This is a genomic window from Draconibacterium sp. (assembly GCF_041583095.1).
Classification (GTDB): Bacteria; Bacteroidota; Bacteroidia; order Bacteroidales; family Prolixibacteraceae; genus Draconibacterium.
The window spans coordinates 1-18,067 of record NZ_JBFHGM010000020.1 but is presented as its reverse complement, the minus strand read 5'-3'; the positions used below and the strand labels follow the sequence as shown (position 1 = coordinate 18,067).

Here is an 18,067-nt window from a genome sequence, read left to right as displayed (position 1 = left end):
ATTATGCGTTATTATTCATTAATATTTTGGTTTACTGTTTTGTTTATTTGGGTGGCTTGTACGCCGTCCAAAACAGAAAAAGACATTATTATCGACGAAACTGCGCAAAACAAGTCGATTGTTCAAACCATAAAGATCGACAGTGTCTGGGCAGGGCATCCCGTTGGTTTTAGTTTATATACACATGGCAAGCGGCAGTACATTGCCTATTACAATGCTAACCGTAATATGGTAGTCGGGCAACGGGATTTGACTGACGATCGTTTCGAATTGCACACAATGCCGGCAACCACAAGAGAAGAATATGGCGGAACCAGCACAGTTTTGGGATGGGATAGTCACAACTTTGTAACCATTGGTATCGACAAGGATGGATATATACATCTTTCGGGAAATATGCATGTACACCCACTTACTTATTTTAGAAGCACTAAACCAAACGATATTACAACTTTACAGCAGGAAATGACGATGGTAGGGCCCAATGAAGAAAGATGTACCTATCCGCATTTTATGCTGACTAAGGAAAACGAATTGCTGTTTCATTATCGTGACGGAGGTAGTGGAAACGGGAATGAGATTTATAATATTTATTCAACCGAAGACAAAAAATGGAAGCGGCTTTTGGATACTCCCTTAACCGATGGTCAGGGTTTAATGAACGCTTATCAGTCTCAACCCACTGTGTTAAAAGACGGGTGGTATCATGTATACTGGGTTTGGAGGGATACACCTGACTGTTCTACCAATCATGATCTTTCGTATATGAAAAGCCCCGATCTGATTCATTGGTACAATGCCTTTGGAGAACCTTTGGAGCTGCCTGCAACCATTGAAAAGCGGTCGGTGATTGTAGATCCGATTCCGGTAAAAGGAGGTATTATTAACCTGGCAGCAAAACTTTGTCTCGACGAAAAAAATAATCCTGTTTTTGTATACCATAAATACGATCAGGACGGTAATCTTCAATTTTATATTGCGCTTACAGAAAATGGAGAATGGACGCACAAACAGATAACTGACTGGGATTACAGGTGGGAATTTTCAGGTAACGGGAGTATAAATACCGAAGTAAGCATAAAAGGTTTCAATAAGCGGAACGACGGATATTACGAAGTGGATTACTGGCATAAAAAATACGGAAATGGCACCCTGCTTTTAAATGATAGTTTTGATGCTGTTGGCAAGGTTTTAAAAGCTGAATCGTTGAACAGCGGTTTCGACCTTGAAGGGAGTTTTCCGGGGTTGGCTATTCGCACAACGGGAGATTTGGGAAGTAGCAGTGAGGAAAATACATCTTACATACTAAAATGGGAAACCATTGGTCGTAACCGCGATCGTCCGCGAGAGAAACCATGGCCCGAAGCAAGTTGGCTTTATTTGTATAAGTTGAAGGAAAATTAAAATGCTAATCAGTTAGACAATAGATTTATGAACTTCAGGGAAAAAATAGCACTGGTTTTTATTTTGGCGGTAGTAAGCTTAAATTACTCATTTGCACAAAAGTGGCAAGAGATTGAAACAGTGGATGACGTTTGCAAAGCCTATCCGGAGCAAATGAAAACAATGCTTAATCAGTTTGATTTGAACTATCCGGGATTGGAAAAAGTGAAAGCAGCATATAATTCAGGTGATTTAGTTGCCGCATGTACTCAACTGTTGGACTATTACAAAAACGGAGAAACGATACAATATCTGAGAAGGGAACAACCCGAAATCTCGCAAAGAACAGACGATCTTGCTGATACTATTTTAACTGATGTTTTTGTTGTGCAGAACGTGCGGGGCAAAGTTCCATGGGGAGATGACGGGCATCGCGACTGGTATTACAAAGGTCCAAACAACGATGAAGAGTGGGCCTGGTTATCGAACCGACACAGCCAGATCAGCCACGTTTTTAACGTATTCTTTGAAACCGGAAATCCAAAATACCTTGAATATATCGACTTGTTCCTGCGCGATTTTTTTATAAAAAGCATGCCTTATCCACAGAAAAAAAGCGGCACCTCGGTGTGGCGTGGTTTGGAAGTTGCTGCCCGGGTAAAAGTTTGGTCGCGAATTTTTTACGGAACCTTGAATAATAAAGATTTTTCAGATGCTACCCGGCTGTTAATGTTAAGCAGCTTGGCCGATCATGCGCATTACAACCGGAATTTTCATGCTCAAAACAACTGGTTAACCATGGAGATTTCAGCATTGGCAACGGCTGCAACCAATTTCCCAGAGTATAAAAAATCGTCAGAATATTTGGAATATGCAGCCAATACCATTAGCGAAAGTATGAAAGGACAGGTTTATCCCGATGGGGTACAAACCGAACTTACTTCGCACTATCACAACGTGGCTTTGCAGAATTTCGATCTGTTCAAAGAAATTTGTGATCGTGCCAATTATCAACTTCCCGGGTTTTTCAATAAAACCATCGAAAATATGTATCGTTATGCGGCTTTGATTATCTGCCCTGATGGCAATCGTATTTTAAATAACGATGGCGATTTGGGAAGCAATGTGCCGCTGATGTTAACAGGAGCAGAGAAATACAATAAGCCCGAATGGGAATATATTGCTACAAATGGCAGTTCAGGAAGCAAACCGGTTGATGAACCGTCGTACTTTTTTCCATGGGCCGGACAACTGATTTCACGTAGCGGATTTGATAAAGATGCACACTGGTCGTTTTTTGATGTTGGTCCCTGGGGAAGCGGACATCAGCACAACGACATGCTACACATTTCTGTTTCTGCCTATGGCCGCGATCTGCTGGTAGATGCCGGACGTTTTGCATACAGAGGCGAGGTGGCTGATAAATTCAGAGGATACGCTAAAGGCACTCAGGGGCATAATTCTGTTTTAGTCGACGGGAAAGGGCAACTACCGGGAGTTAGTGTTGCCGAAACGGCTGTTTCAGATGATCTTTGGGCAATAACATCTGATTACGACTATGCATGTGGTTCATTTGATAAATATGAAGGGTTGGAGAATGTGGAACACAAACGGGCGATGTTGTATGTGAGAAATGAGTTTTGGATAGTGGTTGACAGGATTGAAACCGATAAGCCCCGGAAAATTGAAACACTCTGGCACTGGCATCCGGATTGCGAGCTTGAAGCGGATAAAAATGGTGTGATAACTACAAAAAATGAAAAAGGAAATCTGCAGCTTATTCCAGTAGATAAGAAGGATTGGAAAGTAGAGGTAATTGAGGGACAGGAAAAACCTGAAATTCAAGGATGGTACAGCGAAGAATACAATAAGTTCTGTCCGAATAAAGCTTTTGTGTATTCAACAGACTCCGGTAACGACGAATGTTTTGTATGGCTTTTGTTACCTTCGGAAAAAGAAGCACCAAAAGTTGCGGCAAAGATTATTTCAACAGATTCATCGAAAGTGAAATTGGAGGTAACGAAAGAAAATGAAAAATGGCAACTTGATATTCCTTTTTCTAACAGTAAAAATGTGAATTTTGGGTTTACAAAAGATTGAAGGATGCAAAAAATAATTTTAAGCCTGGTATTTACGACCCTGTTTTTTTGGGGGAATGCGCAGTCTTTCTCCAACAAAAAAGTGGATGGTTACCGGTCTATTTGGTTTGAGTTGGGACAAAAATATGCGGCTGGTGATAAATACTCCGGCGCATTGGGAACCTACACGGCCAAACACGTTCCTTTGGCCATTTATTCTGAAAAAGCAAACAAAACGTTTTTTGTATACGGTGGAACTACTTCTGAAAAAGAACGTTACCTGCTTTGTATGATCGGAGAATATGATCACAATACCGGGCTGGTTCGCAGACCAACTATTGTTTGCGATAAAAAGGGAGTTGACGATCCGCACGACAATCCCTCAATAATGATTGATGATGAAGATCATATATGGGTTTTTGTTAGCGGTAGGGGGCAACACCGAATGGGGGTTAAGTACCGCAGTACAAAACCTTTAAGTATTGATGAATTAGAGAAAATTACCGAGGAAGAAATGACATATCCACAACCATGGAATACTGATTTTGGCTATTTTCATTTTTTTACCAAATACACCGGAGTCCGTCAGCTTTATTTCGAATCGAGCAGTGACGGTAAAAACTGGACAGAAGATAAAATGTTGGCTGGCATTCCTGTAAACAAAGGAGAAAAATCGGGACATTACCAAACAAGTAATTGTTATAACGGAAAAGTTTTGGGAACCTTTTTTAACCGGCATCCTAACGGAGATGTAGATAAGCGTGCTGATTTATACTATGTGCAAACCGGTGATCTGGGGAAAAGGTGGACGACCGTTGATGGTGTCAATTTGAGTATCCCGCTAACCGATATAACATCGCCGGCACGTGTTGTCGACTATGCATCACAAAATAAAAATTTATACCTAAAAGATATGGCTTTCGATAGCGATGGTAATCCGGCATGTCTTTATATCAGAAGTTCGGGGCACAAACCGGGCAGCATAAGCGAACCGTATGAATGGTGTGTTACCAAATGGAACGGAGCACATTGGCAAACATTTCGCGTAACGGAGTCGGATCACAACTACGATATGGGAAGTCTGTTTATACAAGGCAATACATGGAAAGTTATTGGACCTACAGAACCCGGCCCACAAAAGTGGGGAGTTGGCGGAGAATTGGCGGTTTGGGTTTCGGATGATTCAGGGCAAACCTGGGCGATAGAGCGCCAACTGACGGAAAACAGTGTAATGAGTCATTCTTACGTACGAAAGCCGGTTAATTATAAGGCTCCGTTTTGTTACTTTTGGGCCGATGGACATTCGCATGAATTCAGCAAGTCTGAAATATATTTTGGCGATTTTGACGGTAATATTTGGAAATTGCCATACCAAATGAAAGATGATTACGAAAAACCTGTAAAAGTTTACTAAACATGTTTAAAATTTCCTGGATGAAGTTGATTTTACTGATTGGATTTTTTCTGAACGGCTTGTGCATTTTTGCGCAAACAGTGCAGAAGCCAAATATTATTTTTATTCTCACCGATGATCAGCGCTGGAGTGCCCTGGGGTATGCCGGGAATAAGATCATACAAACTCCGGAGATGGATAAACTGGCCGAAGATGGGGTTTATTTTTCGCAGGCAATGGTGACTACTCCAATTTGCTCTGCAAGTCGAGCGAGTATTTTTAGCGGGGTGCATGAACGTACGCATAAATACACTTTTCAAACTGGCCCGATACGTAACGAATTAATGGAAACCGCCTATCCGAAGCTGTTAAAAGAAGCCGGGTATTATAACGGTTTTTTTGGCAAGTTCGGAGTGAATTTTCAGGGAAAAGAAAAGATGTTCGATGTAATTGAAGATTACGACCGTAACAACAGCTTTCCTGATTACCGGGGCTATTATTATAAAACGCTGGATGGTGATACGGTTCACCTTACCCGTTATACAGGCCAGAAAGCCCTTGATTTTATCGATCAGGCTCCGGCAGAAAAACCTTTTTGTTTGTCGTTGAGTTTCAGCGCTCCACATGCCCATGATAACGCTCCCGAACAGTATTTCTGGCAGGAGGAACCCGGAAAGTTGTATAAAAATATGGAAATGCCTGCTCCTGAATTGGCCGACGATAAGTATTTCAATTCCCTGCCTGAAGCGGTTCAACAAGGTTTTAACCGCACGCGCTGGTACTGGAGATACGATACGCCCGAAAAATACCAACACAGTGTAAAAGGGTACTATCGAATGATTAATGGTATTGACCTTGAAATCGCAAAAATCAGAGAAAAATTAAAAGAGAAAGGACTCGAAAAAAATACGGTAATTATTTTGATGGGAGATAACGGGCAGTTTTTGGGAGAACGACAACTGGCCGGAAAATGGCTGATGTACGATAATTCGGTAAGAGTGCCAATGATTGTTTATGATCCGCGCGTGAAGAAACACCGCGATATATCGGAAATGGCTCTGAATATTGATATCCCCGCAACTATTCTCGATTTGGCCGATATAAAAGCACCCGATATTTATCAGGGCAAGAGTCTGATTCCGGTAGTTTCCGGCAAGGAAAAATCCCTGAATCGCGATACTGTTCTTATTGAGCATCTTTGGGAATTTGCAAATATTCCTCCCAGCGAAGGAGTGCGCACAAAAGACTGGAAATACCTGCGCTACATCAACAATAAAACAGTTGAAGAATTGTATTCGCTGAAAGACGATCCAAAAGAAACAAGGAATTTGGCAAAGGATGCAAAGTATCAAAAAGTACTGCAGGAATTGCGAACAAAAAACGATGAGCTTGTTCAGCGATACAAAGGTCCTCTATCAGGAGTGCCGTTTGGATTAACAGTTGAATTGATTCGTGAACCGAAATTTGCAAGGATTATCGACAGTAAACCCGAGTTTGGATGGATGATCCCCGAAGATGCTGTCACGCAGAAAGCTTACCAAGTGCTACTTGCATCAACCAGAGAAAATATCGACAACAATATTGGCGATATTTGGGACAGCGGCCGCGTATCCGGCTCTCAGTCGGCAAACGTTGAGCCAGACTCTGACCCACTAAAAGAAAATCAAACTTATTTTTGGAAAGTACGGATTTATGACATAGACAACCGCTTATCGGAATACTCGCCAGTTCAGGAATTTACAACAGGAACATTTGGCGATAAAATAGCATCAGGTAACTGGTTTTTGGTGGATAAGATAAAACCCGATGCTTTGATAAAAAAAGCAGATGGAAGCTATTTTGCTGATTTTGGGAAAGCTGCTTTCGGAACGCTTCGTTTAAATTATTCGCCGAAAAATAAACAGAAACTGACCATTCGCTTAGGCGAGAAACTTTCAGATGGAAAAATTGATCGTGAACCCGGCGGTACCATTCGTTTTGCGGAATTACAACTAGATGTTAGGCCCGGAATATCAGAATACCAGATTGAACTTGTTCCTGACGAGCGAAATACCAAATCGGTTGCCGTGGCCTTGCCCGATTCATTTCCGGTGATAATGCCTTTCCGGTATGTTGAAATAGAAGGGGCTGATGATTTGGAAGCCGGAGATTTAACACAGGTGGCTTATTTTACTTATTTCAACGATGAAACAAGCTCGTTTACTTGTTCAAACGATATCTTAAATCAGGTATGGGAATTATGTAAATACTCGCAAAAAGCAACTTCGTTTGCGGGTTACTATGTGGATGGCGATCGCGAACGAATACCGTATGAAGCCGATGCTTATCTGAATCAGTTGAGTCATTATTCGGTGGATAACGAATATGCCATTGCCCGAAAAACCATCGAATATTTTATGGATTTCCCCACATGGCCAACCGAATGGCAATTGCATGTGGCACTGCTTTTTTATCAGGATTACATGTACACCGGAAATACCGAACTTATTAAAAAATATTACGAGCCGTTAAAATATAAAACACTAATGATGCTTGACGATGAGGATGGTTTTATTAGCACCAAATCGCCAAAGCTGAACGGTGAAGTTATGGCTCAGCTCGGATTTGCAGATACTACCCAACGTGTTCGCGATATTGTTGACTGGCCTCAGGCCGGAGGCTGGGGAACAATGGGAGAAGACGATGGTTTTGTTTTTCGCCCGGTTAATACGGTCATTAATTCCATGTATTACCGAAATATGGAAATTATGGCTGAATTTGCGCAGATCTTGGGAAAAACCGAAGAAGCGCTCGATTTTAAACTAAGGGCTGCCAAAGTAAAAAAATCAATCAATCAAAAATTATACAACAAGGAAAAGGGATACTATACCGATGGAATCGGGACAGACCATGGTTCCGTACATGCCAACATGTTTCCTTTGGCCTTTGGTGTGGTTCCTGACGAGTATAAAGAATCAGTAGCCAATTATATGAAAACCCGCGGCATGGCATGCAGTGTATACGGCGCTCAGTATCTGATGGAAGCGGTTTACAATGCCGAAGCGGCCGATTATGGTCTGGAGTTGATGACTGCCACACACGATCGAAGTTGGTACAATATGATAAAAGTGGGATCAACCATTACAATGGAAGCCTGGGACATGAAGTACAAACCTAATTCCGACTGGAACCACGCCTGGGGAGCGGCTCCCGCAAATATTGTCGCCCGAAACATGTGGGGAATTCAGCCCAAAACACCGGGATTTGGGGTGGCAACTATTCACCCTCAACTGGCTAATCTGGAATTTAGTTCCATTAAAGTGCCAACGGTAAAAGGCCCCATTAAAGGTGAATATGAAAAGGTAAATAATCGTTTGTCGAAATACGTAATTGAATTACCGGCAAACATGGTTGGAGAGTTTAAAACTGATTTCCCTGAAAATGCGGAGGTGAGTCTTAACGGGCAAACCGTGAATCTGTCGTTTGGATCAATGCGTCTGGCACCGGGGGAAAACGAAATTTTAATACGGATCAATTCCTTTTAAATCTGAAGGTTGAACGAGAATATTTGTCAGAAGTATACGAACCATACAAAAACTAAAACCTGATAATCATGAAAAAACTATTTATTCTTTTTCTTTTCAGCAGCTTAGTTCTGAGCAGTTTTTCAAAAGAAAAAAGAGACATCCTTCAAAAAGAAGCAAGTGTAGTTGGAATAGAAAAAGTACTTATAAAGGATTTTTCAGACCTGGATTTTCCTACTTATAAAAGCAGAGATTTCTGGAATAATTTACCGGAGGAAATCCGGACTGCCTATATTAAGGATGGAGAAGAATACCTTGATTATAACTGGCCGGTTGTTAAAGCAACTGATTATTTGGAGATAATTCGTTCAGGCGATCGTCGGCAGGAAGCCTATTCCGCACCACGCGCTGCATTAGTGGCTTCAGTTATGGCCGAGCTTACCGAAGGAAAAGGGCGTTTTATCGACCAGGTAATTAACGGCGTTTGGTATTATAGCGAGCAAACCTGGTGGGGGTGGTCGGCGCATTTAACGTCGCAAAAAGCGCCACATGGTTTGCCCGATGCCGATGAACCAACTATTGATTTAGGGGTTGGCGAAATCTCCAATATCCTTTCGTGGACATGGTTTTTGTTTAAAGATGAATTTGATAAGGTGCATCCGCTTATCGCGAAACGCCTGAAAGATGAAATCATGAAAAAGGCGGTGATTCCGTACTACGAACGCAACGATTTCTGGTGGCAGGGGCTTGATGGAAGCCGCGATGTTAACAACTGGAATCCATGGACCAACCATAATATCCTGACTTCCATTTTAATTCTGGAAAACGATCAGGAAAAGAAAATTGCAGGGGTCGATAAAGTTGTACGATCACTCGATCAGTTTATAAATGTTTACCCGAATGATGGCGGTTGCGATGAAGGTCCATCGTATTGGGGCAGGGCAGGCGCTTCTCTTTATCAGAACCTCGATCTTTTAAAACGTGCTACCAATGGCAAATTCGATGTTTTCGATAATCAGCTCATCAGGAACATGGGGAATTATATTTATAAAGCCTACGTAAATTACCCGTATTTCGTGAATTTTGCTGATGCCGATGCTACAACGGGAGGCCGACCACAGATAATTTACAGTTATGGAAAAGATATTGACGACCCTGTTATGCAGAAGTTTGGTGCATTTCTCGCCGAAAAACAAGACTGGGGAGTTAAGCCTCCGGGAGGAAAAGTGGATGAGCAGATCATGCAACTAATGTTTTTAAAAGAGATTGCAGATGTTGAAGCTGAAAATGCATTGATCAGCGATTTCTGGCTGCCTGAAACACAAGTGGCAGGTGCGCGCGATATGGCTGGCTCAACCGATGGTTTCTACTTTGCTGCAAAAGGTGGACACAATGCTGAAAGCCACAACCACAACGATTTGGGATCTTTTGTTTTGTATTTCGATGGCAAACCCTGTTTGGTAGACATAGGCCGCGAAACCTATACCGCAAAAACGTTTAGTAGCGGTAGATATGAGATCTGGACCATGCAATCGGGCTATCATCAGTTGCCAAAAATAAATGGTATTGACCAGAAAGAAGGTCGGAACTATGAAGCGAAGAATTCTACTTTTAGTGCCGATTCAAAAAAAGCAATTTTTTCTACCGATATCGCCGGCGCCTATCCTGAAGAAGCAAAAGTGAAAAAATGGGTGCGCACTTATCGTTTGGACAGGGGAAAGAAATTTACTGTTTCCAATTCTTACGAGTTGGAAGAACTAACAGATAAACCTACCAGCTTGAATTTTATCACATCAGGAAAGGTAAGCGATAACGGTGATGGTACCATCAATCTGGCTGGAGACGAGTTTACGCTTCAAATGAAATATGATACAAAACTTTTTACTCCTAAAGTTGAGGTGATTCCTGTAACCGATAAAGGTTTAAAAAGGTATTGGGATGTGATTACCCGAATCATTCTGGAGTACAAAAATCTGCAAATTAAAGGTAAAGATCAGGTAGTAATTACAAAGATTTAGTACAGTATTCCAATACATTGTAAATGCAGGAACAAACCAATTATTATAAAGCAAACACAGGGATTTTGTTTCTCTTCGTTTGTATGTTCGGGCTATCTTGCTCACAGAAACAACAAGTACCGTACATTGCAGAAACGGAGCAACAGTACATCATTAAAACGGCAACGGAATATTTAGATAGTTTGCCGCTTACAGTAACCGCTACTGTTTGTGAACGCAGCGCCGGCGGACCACACGATTTTTACTCCGAGGGCGACTACTGGTGGCCTGATCCGGAAAATCCGGATGGACCGTATATTCGCCGCGACGGTCAAACGAATCCCGAAAATTTTGTTGCGCACCGGTTGGCGATGATTCGTTTTAGTCAGATTGTAGGACGCGAAACATCGGCTTATCTGCTCACCGGCGATAAGAGATTTGCAGCGGCTTCGCTCAAACATTTGGAAGCCTGGTTTATAAATCCTGAAACCAGGATGAATCCAAGTTTATTTTATGTACAAGCCATAAAAGGACGGGTTACCGGGCGAGGTATCGGAATCATCGATGCCATTCATTTGATTGAAGTAGCCCGCTCGGTTGAGATTCTGGAGCAAAACAGTGCTGTTGAACAGGAGAAGATTAATCAGATTAAGGTATGGTTTGATGAGTTTGTTCACTGGCTGACCACTCACCCGTATGGTTTGGACGAAATGAATACCAAAAATAACCACGCCACTTGCTGGGTGATGCAGGTTGCTGCTTTTGCCCGGTTAACGGATAATGATGAGGTACTGAAAATGTGCCGTGATCGTTTTAAGGAAATTCTGCTTCCAAATCAAATGGGAGAGAATGGATCGTTTCCATTGGAACTGGAACGTACCAAACCCTATGGATATTCATTGTTTAACCTCGACGCGTTTTTTACCACTGCCGAGATTCTGAGCGATGAAAACAACAATCTATATGAATTTAGTACGGCAGACGGTAAAAACCTGGAGTTGGGAGCTGAATATTTGTTTCCCTTTGTTCTGAACAAGTCCTCGTGGCCTTTACAACCCGATGTAATGTACTGGGACGAATGGCCGGTTCGGCATCCGTTTTTGCTTTTTGCCGGCAAAGCCTATCAGAAAAAGGAATACATCGAGTTGTGGAAAACATTGGAAGGTTATCCTAAAACCCGGGAAGTGATTCGGAATTTACCCTTTAGGAATCCGTTATTGTGGCTGCTTAGTGAACCGGTTCAATAAAGGTGATTTAGAGTCGTTATTAAGGATGTTCAACAGTTAATTAAAGAACAAAAAGCCGCGAAATAGAATTCGAATCAGCTGTTGTGTTCACAATTTAGTGACGGTGTAAGTAGCGCCTGAGAATTTTCTTAACAAAAAAATCAGCAGAAATTACCGTTGTTTACTAGCGAAGTAATTTTAGATTCGTATTTTCATCCGTATTTTTAATTTTTAGTAATATGGATAAGATTTATACCCTGATCATGGCAGGTGGATCAGGAACACGGTTCTGGCCACGCAGTAAAACGGCAAAACCAAAACAATACCTGAATATCTTTGGCGAACAATCGCTGCTTCAGGACACCATTGAACGATTTGCAACTTTCACCCAAAAAGAAAATATCTACATTGTTTCAAGTGCTACACAGGCAAAAGTATTGGAGGAGCAAACTCCGATGTTACCCAAAGAAAACCTGATTTACGAGCCGGTTGGCAGAAATACCTTGCCATGTATTGGTTTGGCAGCGATGTATGCCGAGCGCGAAGACCCTGACGGCGTAATGGTTGTTTCACCTTCGGATCATTTAATTACAAATACTGCTTTGTTTGAAGACACGGTTTTGGCCGCTGCCAAAATTGCTAACGAACGCGATGGTATTGTAACGCTTGGAATTACGCCAACATATCCGGCAACAGGATATGGTTACGTACAAACTGCCGAAGATATTACCGGTAACGAAACAATAAAACAGTTTAAAGTGGAACGTTTTGTGGAAAAACCGGATGAAGCCACTGCAGCCGATTACCTGAAACAAGGCGGTTTTTACTGGAACAGCGGATTATTTGTTTTCAAAGTATCGGTTTTCCTGAAAGCGGTTGAAGAATTTGCCCCGGAATTATATGCTGATTTACGTAAAATTCAGGCTGATTTGGGCAATCCTTCATATCCTGAAACGCTTGATACCATTTACCGCGCTGTTGAGAGCATTTCGGTTGATTATGGTATTATGGAGCACGCCAAAAACATTTACCTGGTTGAAGGAAATTTCGATTGGAATGACCTGGGGAGTTGGGAGTCGGTTTATCAAACCGATAAAAAAGATGAAAATGGCAATGCAGGAATGGGAGAGGCCATATTTTTAGATGCTAAAAACTCGTACGTGTCTACCGACGATGGACTTGTTGCCGTGGTTGGTCTCGACGATGTAATTGTTGTGCGCGACGGAAATACAACCCTGGTTTGCAAACGCGATAATGCAGAGGATATTAAAAAAATTGTTGAACAGCTAAAAGCTAATAATAAATCGGAGTACCTGTAAAAAGTTGTGCCCGGTAATGTTACCGGGTAAGTTGCTAAAACTGTACTAACTACCAGTATTTTAGTAAAACTATTAAACCAATGAATAAAACGAAACCAATTGTTGTGGACAAGAAAATTCTTGTTTCATTTATACTTATAACCAGTTTATTTGCCCTTTGGGGATTTGCCAATGATTTGACCAACCCGATGGTGGCTGCGTTTCAAACGGTAATGGAAATTTCCAATGCAAAAGCTGCTATGGTGCAGTTTGCATTTTATGGCGGATATGCTACCATGGCCATTCCGGCGGCGTTAATTATAAAACGATATTCGTATAAAACCGGAATTATTGTTGGGCTGGCCTTATATGCCGTTGGTGCCTTGTTGTTTTTTCCGGCTGCACAATACGAAATTTTTGGATTCTTCCTCGTGTCGCTGTACATCCTCACTTTTGGTTTGGCTTTTCTTGAAACCACAGCCAATCCGTATATTTTATCGATGGGCGATCCGGCAACCGCAACGCGTCGTTTAAACCTGGCGCAGTCGTTTAATCCAATGGGATCGATATTGGGAATGTTTGTGGCATCAAAACTCATTCTTTCGTCGTTGGAGTCGGATAAGCGGGATGCTGCCGGAAACCTGATTTTCGATACTTTAAATGCAGCCGAAAAAGCAGCTATTCGTACCAACGATCTGTCTGTAATACGCAACCCGTATGTGATTTTAGGGTTTGTAGTAATTTTAATGCTGATTATTATTGCTGTTTCAAAAATGCCAAAACGCGAAAGTGCTGATCATGAAATTCATCCGTGGCATTCGGCAAAACGATTATTCCGCAACAAAATATACCGGGAAGGCGTAATTGCCCAGGTATTCTACGTGGGGGCACAAATCATGTGCTGGACTTTCATTATTCAGTATGCCGATAATCTCGGGATTCCAAAAGCACAGGCTCAGAATTTCAATATTATTGCTATGGCGATTTTTATCACCAGCCGTTTTATCAGTACTTTTTTAATGAAATACCTGAACGCCCGTTATATGTTGTTGCTTTTTGCCATAGGCGGAATGTGTACAACGGCCGGAGTAGTTTTAATTCAGGGAATGATGGGCTTGTATTTGCTGGTGGCCACGTCGGCTTTTATGTCGCTGATGTTCCCAACCATTTACGGGATTGCACTTGAAGACGTTGGTGATGATGCCACGCTTGGTGCTGCTGGTTTGGTAATGGCAATTGTGGGAGGAGCATTAATGCCACCACTGCAGGGGTTAATTATCGACCAGGGGACTATCGGGCCGCTTCCGGCAGTGAACTTTTCGTTTGTTTTGCCTTTTATCTGCTTTGTTATTATTGCAATTTATGGTAAGAGAACATATAACGCATTTAAAAAAGCTCGATAAGGCTAGACTCCAATAGCTACTTACAATTCATAAATGTGGAAATAAATACGAAATTGATTGAGTAGTGTAAAAAAAGTGCGTGTACCAGATATCATATGTCCCGAAATTACCTGTGACATCGGCAACATTGGTATATTTGATATGGAAATCTATTCGGATGGAAATATAATTTAATCAGCTACTCTAATAGTATTTACTGAGTATGAAGTGTTTCCGGCCGGGAGATTTAAGCTACAGATTTTCGTTAAAACAATTGCGTAATCGAACTGTTTGTGTAACTTAAAACAAAGTTTTCTGTATGAATGCATACCTCTTTCTTATTGGCCTTTGTGTCATTATAATATTTTCTTTTTTCACCAATATGTTTTCGCGGAAAACCAATGTGCCCAGTGTGTTGATTTTAATATTGCTGGGAGTTGGTATGCAGCAGTTAATGACCTACTTTGAAATGGAGCCCGATTATTTCTGGGCACTCGAAGTACTGGGAATTGTTGGGTTGATCATGATCGTGCTTGAAGCTGCTCTCGACCTTGAGTTAATGAAGGAGAACTGGCCAATCATTTGGAAATCGTTTACCATCGCTTCTTTATCTCTGGGATTAACAGCCGTTTCAATTGCATTTATCATTCAGTTCTTTATCCCCGAAATCAATTTCTTACCGGCACTGGTTTACGCGTTGCCGCTTTCAATAATGAGCAGTGCGATCATCATACCAAGTGTTGCGAACCTTACAAAATACAAACGGGAATTTCTGATTTACGAAAGCACATTCTCTGATATTTTGGGTATTATGGTGTTTTACATGATTGTTGAAAACCTTCATGTTGAAGGGATGCGCCAATTAAGTTTTGCCATTGGCAGTAACATTGTACTTACGCTGGTAATTTCGGTGGTACTGTGTTATGGTTTACTTTATATCATTCAGAATATTAAAGGAGATGCAAAGTTTTTCCTGTTTTTGGCGGTGCTGGTTTTGCTTTATGCCGTTGGAAAAATGTTCCATCTGTCGTCGTTAATTATAATTTTAATGTTTGGCCTTCTGTTACGTAATTACAAAGTTTTGCTTTTTGGAAGGCTCCGTGAGTGGTTAAACGATGCAAGAATTGATGGTCTTTTTGATCAGTTTAATATGATTACCACAGAAACCGCCTTTCTGGTTCGTACTTTCTTCTTCGTTGTTTTTGGGATGACTTTACCGCTTGCGTCGTTATTTAGCTGGAAAGTGTGGCTAATCAGTGTTATTTTCCTGGCCGTAACTTACATCTTACGTTTTGGCTTATTCTACGTGATTGAACGAAAAGATACGCTGCCACAAACCTTTATTGCCCCAAAAGGGTTGATTACGGTACTGCTGTTTTTCGCTATTCCAGAATCGTTACGGGCCGAAAAATTTGAAGGCGCTGTATTGTTTGTGGTAATTATTGCCACCAGTTTAATTATGGCGTGGGCTTTAATTGCAAGTAAAAGTACAAATAGCAAGAATGGGGAAGAAGAGGTTAAGGAAAGTGATGAAGGAGAGAAGTCTGAGTATATTGAGATGCCGATTGACTAAAGACTGTTTTAATAAATATACAAAATAAAAAAGGTTGCCATTTTGTAATGACAACCTTTTCTTTTTCTCCTAGCCCAGATATGATTTTAATAATTTGCTACGCGATGTATGTCTTAATCGTCTGATAGCCTTTTCTTTTATCTGTCTTACCCTTTCGCGGGTTAATCCAAATCGTTCACCGATCTCCTCTAATGTCATTTCCTGGCACCCTATGCCAAAAAACAGTTTAATGATGTCACTTTCTCGCTCAGTCAATGTTGCTAATGCGCGGAAAATTTCTCTAGCCAATGATTCGTTGATAAGGCTTCTGTCTGCATTTGGCGAATCGTTGTTCACCAATACATCCAACAGGCTGTTGTCTTCACCATCAACAAATGGTGCATCAACAGAAACATGTCTTCCTGATACTCTTAAAGTATCAGAAACCTTATCAGCAGGAAGCTCCAATGTTTCAGCTAACTCTTCAGGCGACGGTTTACGTTCGTGTTCTTGCTCAAATTTTGAATAAGCCTTATTGATCTTATTCAGCGAACCTACCTGGTTCAGAGGCAAACGAACAATACGCGACTGCTCAGCAAGCGCTTGAAGAATTGATTGGCGAATCCACCATACTGCGTAAGAAATGAACTTAAATCCGCGGGTTTCGTCGAATTTTTCGGCTGCTTTAATCAAACCAAGGTTTCCTTCGTTAATTAAGTCGGGTAAGCTAAGTCCCTGGTTTTGGTACTGCTTTGCCACCGATACAACAAATCGAAGGTTTGCTCTTGTTAATTTCTCCAAAGCCGCCTGATCGCCTTTTTTAATCCGCTGTGCTAATTCCACTTCCTCCTCTACAGTAATCAGCTCTTCTTTACCAATTTCCTGCAAATACTTATCTAAAGAGGCACTTTCACGGTTAGTGATCGACTTTGTGATCTTTAGTTGTCTCATATATAATCCTTAAAAAATCGTGCAAATATAGAACATTAATATCTAATGGTCAAGGAGAAAGCTCATCGTATTTTGTAATTAATACAAAGTTAAAGGTTATGTACTTTGAATGTTAACGTTCTACGCCAAAAACATAGTATGCTGATTCCCCATTCGGATAAACACCTTCAACCAGAATTCCTCCTCTCGCATTTCCAACTTCTCTCTTAAAATCTGATACCTCGTAAATAGGTTTTTTGTTTACCGAGGTAATAATAAAACCTTTTTCGAGACCGGCATCCTTTAGTTTTCCTTTGCTCAGATTGGTAATCATGATGCCGTTTCTGATTCCCAAATCCTGTTTAACATTGTTACTCACTGTTTCAAACTCGGCACCCAGTACGGTTATATTGTCGCGTACTATTTCGGTGTCGCCATGTTTGTTACGCAAGGTAACGGTAAATTGTTTCTTTTCGTTGTCTCTAATTACAACAATGTCAACATTGTCGCCCGGACGGTACTGACTAACTTTTTCCTGTAGCTCGGCTGCTGTTTTTACTTTATCTCCATCAACGCTGATTATTACATCTTCCTCTTTTATGCCGGCTTCGTTGGCAGCTCCGTTCTCAACGACTCCACCTATATAAACACCTTCCACCTTGTCAAGGTTCAGTTCTTCAGCAATTTCTGCATTTACATCGCCAATATTTACGCCGAGTAATGCGCGTTGTACCTCTCCAAATTCTTTTAAGTCTTCAACAACTTTTTTTACAATAGTAACCGGTACTGCAAAAGAATATCCTGAATATGATCCGGTACGCGAAGCAATTGCAGTGTTTATTCCAATCAGATTACCTTGTTGGTTAACCAGTGCACCTCCACTGTTTCCGGGGTTTACAGCCGCATCAGTTTGAATAAATGACTCGATTCGGTAGCGGTCCTGGTTTATTCCCAGGTTACGTCCTTGCGAACTGATGATACCTGCTGTAACTGTTGATGTAAGATTAAACGGATTACCAACGGCTAAAACCCATTCGCCAAGTTTCAGATTATCAGAATTGCCATAAGTGAGATAAGGCAAATCTTCGGCGTCAACTTTTAAAAGGGCAATATCGGTCGAAGGATCGGTTCCTACCAACCGGGCTTCAAACTCGCGTTTATCGTTTAGTATTACTTTAATGTTCTGTGCATCTTCAATTACGTGGTTATTGGTAATAATGTATCCGTCTTCCGACATAATTACACCGGACCCAAAACCTTGTTGTACTTGAGGTTGTTGCCTTTGCAGACCAAAAAACTCATCAAGAAACGGGTTGCCGCTCGAC

The 18,067-nt window shown here is 41.4% G+C and carries 11 protein-coding genes; 9 read left to right on the top strand and 2 right to left on the bottom strand.

Annotation, left to right across the window (positions count from 1 at the left end; all coding sequences use genetic code 11):
* The first annotated feature begins 3 nt into the window (after positions 1–3).
* The 9 genes from ABZB17_RS03410 (at position 4) to ABZB17_RS03370 (ending at position 15,833) form a co-directional block, all read left to right on the top strand.
* On the top strand, positions 4–1,404 hold the full coding sequence (locus ABZB17_RS03410) for a BNR repeat-containing protein (RefSeq protein ID WP_372648110.1): 1,401 nt from the start codon (positions 4–6) through the stop codon (positions 1,402–1,404).
* 27 nt (positions 1,405–1,431) lie between these two features.
* Positions 1,432–3,483, top strand: a complete 2,052-nt coding sequence (locus tag ABZB17_RS03405; protein ID WP_372648109.1) for an alginate lyase family protein — start codon at positions 1,432–1,434, stop codon at positions 3,481–3,483.
* Between the two features lie 3 nt (positions 3,484–3,486).
* On the top strand, positions 3,487–4,875 hold the full coding sequence (locus ABZB17_RS03400) for a BNR-4 repeat-containing protein (RefSeq protein WP_372648108.1): 1,389 nt from the start codon (positions 3,487–3,489) through the stop codon (positions 4,873–4,875).
* A gap of 20 nt (positions 4,876–4,895) precedes the next feature.
* A complete protein-coding gene (locus ABZB17_RS03395) occupies positions 4,896–8,378 on the top strand; it encodes a sulfatase-like hydrolase/transferase (RefSeq protein ID WP_372648107.1) in 3,483 nt (1,160 codons plus the stop codon).
* A 68-nt stretch (positions 8,379–8,446) separates the two neighbouring features.
* Entirely contained in the window at positions 8,447–10,375 is a 1,929-nt protein-coding gene (locus tag ABZB17_RS03390; protein WP_372648106.1) for a heparinase II/III family protein, read from the top strand.
* 23 nt (positions 10,376–10,398) lie between these two features.
* Positions 10,399–11,601 carry an alginate lyase family protein gene (locus ABZB17_RS03385; RefSeq protein WP_372648105.1) on the top strand — a complete coding sequence of 401 codons (1,203 nt, stop codon included), beginning with the start codon at positions 10,399–10,401 and terminating at the stop codon, positions 11,599–11,601.
* A 218-nt stretch (positions 11,602–11,819) separates the two neighbouring features.
* Positions 11,820–12,899 carry a mannose-1-phosphate guanylyltransferase gene (locus tag ABZB17_RS03380; RefSeq protein WP_303918397.1) on the top strand — a complete coding sequence of 360 codons (1,080 nt, stop codon included), beginning with the start codon at positions 11,820–11,822 and terminating at the stop codon, positions 12,897–12,899.
* A gap of 80 nt (positions 12,900–12,979) precedes the next feature.
* A complete protein-coding gene (fucP, locus tag ABZB17_RS03375; RefSeq protein ID WP_372648104.1) occupies positions 12,980–14,281 on the top strand; it encodes an L-fucose:H+ symporter permease in 1,302 nt (433 codons plus the stop codon).
* Positions 14,282–14,579: 298 nt separating this feature from the next.
* The gene (locus ABZB17_RS03370) at positions 14,580–15,833 is read left to right on the top strand and encodes a cation:proton antiporter (protein ID WP_372648103.1); all 1,254 of its coding nucleotides are present in this window, start codon (positions 14,580–14,582) and stop codon (positions 15,831–15,833) included.
* Positions 15,834–15,902: 69 nt separating this feature from the next.
* On the opposite strand, the gene ABZB17_RS03365 is transcribed toward ABZB17_RS03370, so the two are convergent.
* Both ABZB17_RS03365 and ABZB17_RS03360 read right to left on the bottom strand, forming a co-directional pair.
* Positions 15,903–16,763: an RNA polymerase sigma factor RpoD/SigA gene (locus tag ABZB17_RS03365; RefSeq protein WP_045033140.1), complete on the bottom strand. Its 861-nt coding sequence runs from the start codon at positions 16,761–16,763 to the stop codon at positions 15,903–15,905.
* Positions 16,764–16,875: 112 nt separating this feature from the next.
* Positions 16,876–18,067, bottom strand: a 1,192-nt coding sequence (locus ABZB17_RS03360) for a Do family serine endopeptidase (protein WP_372648102.1), incomplete at its 5' end; no start/stop codon positions are given.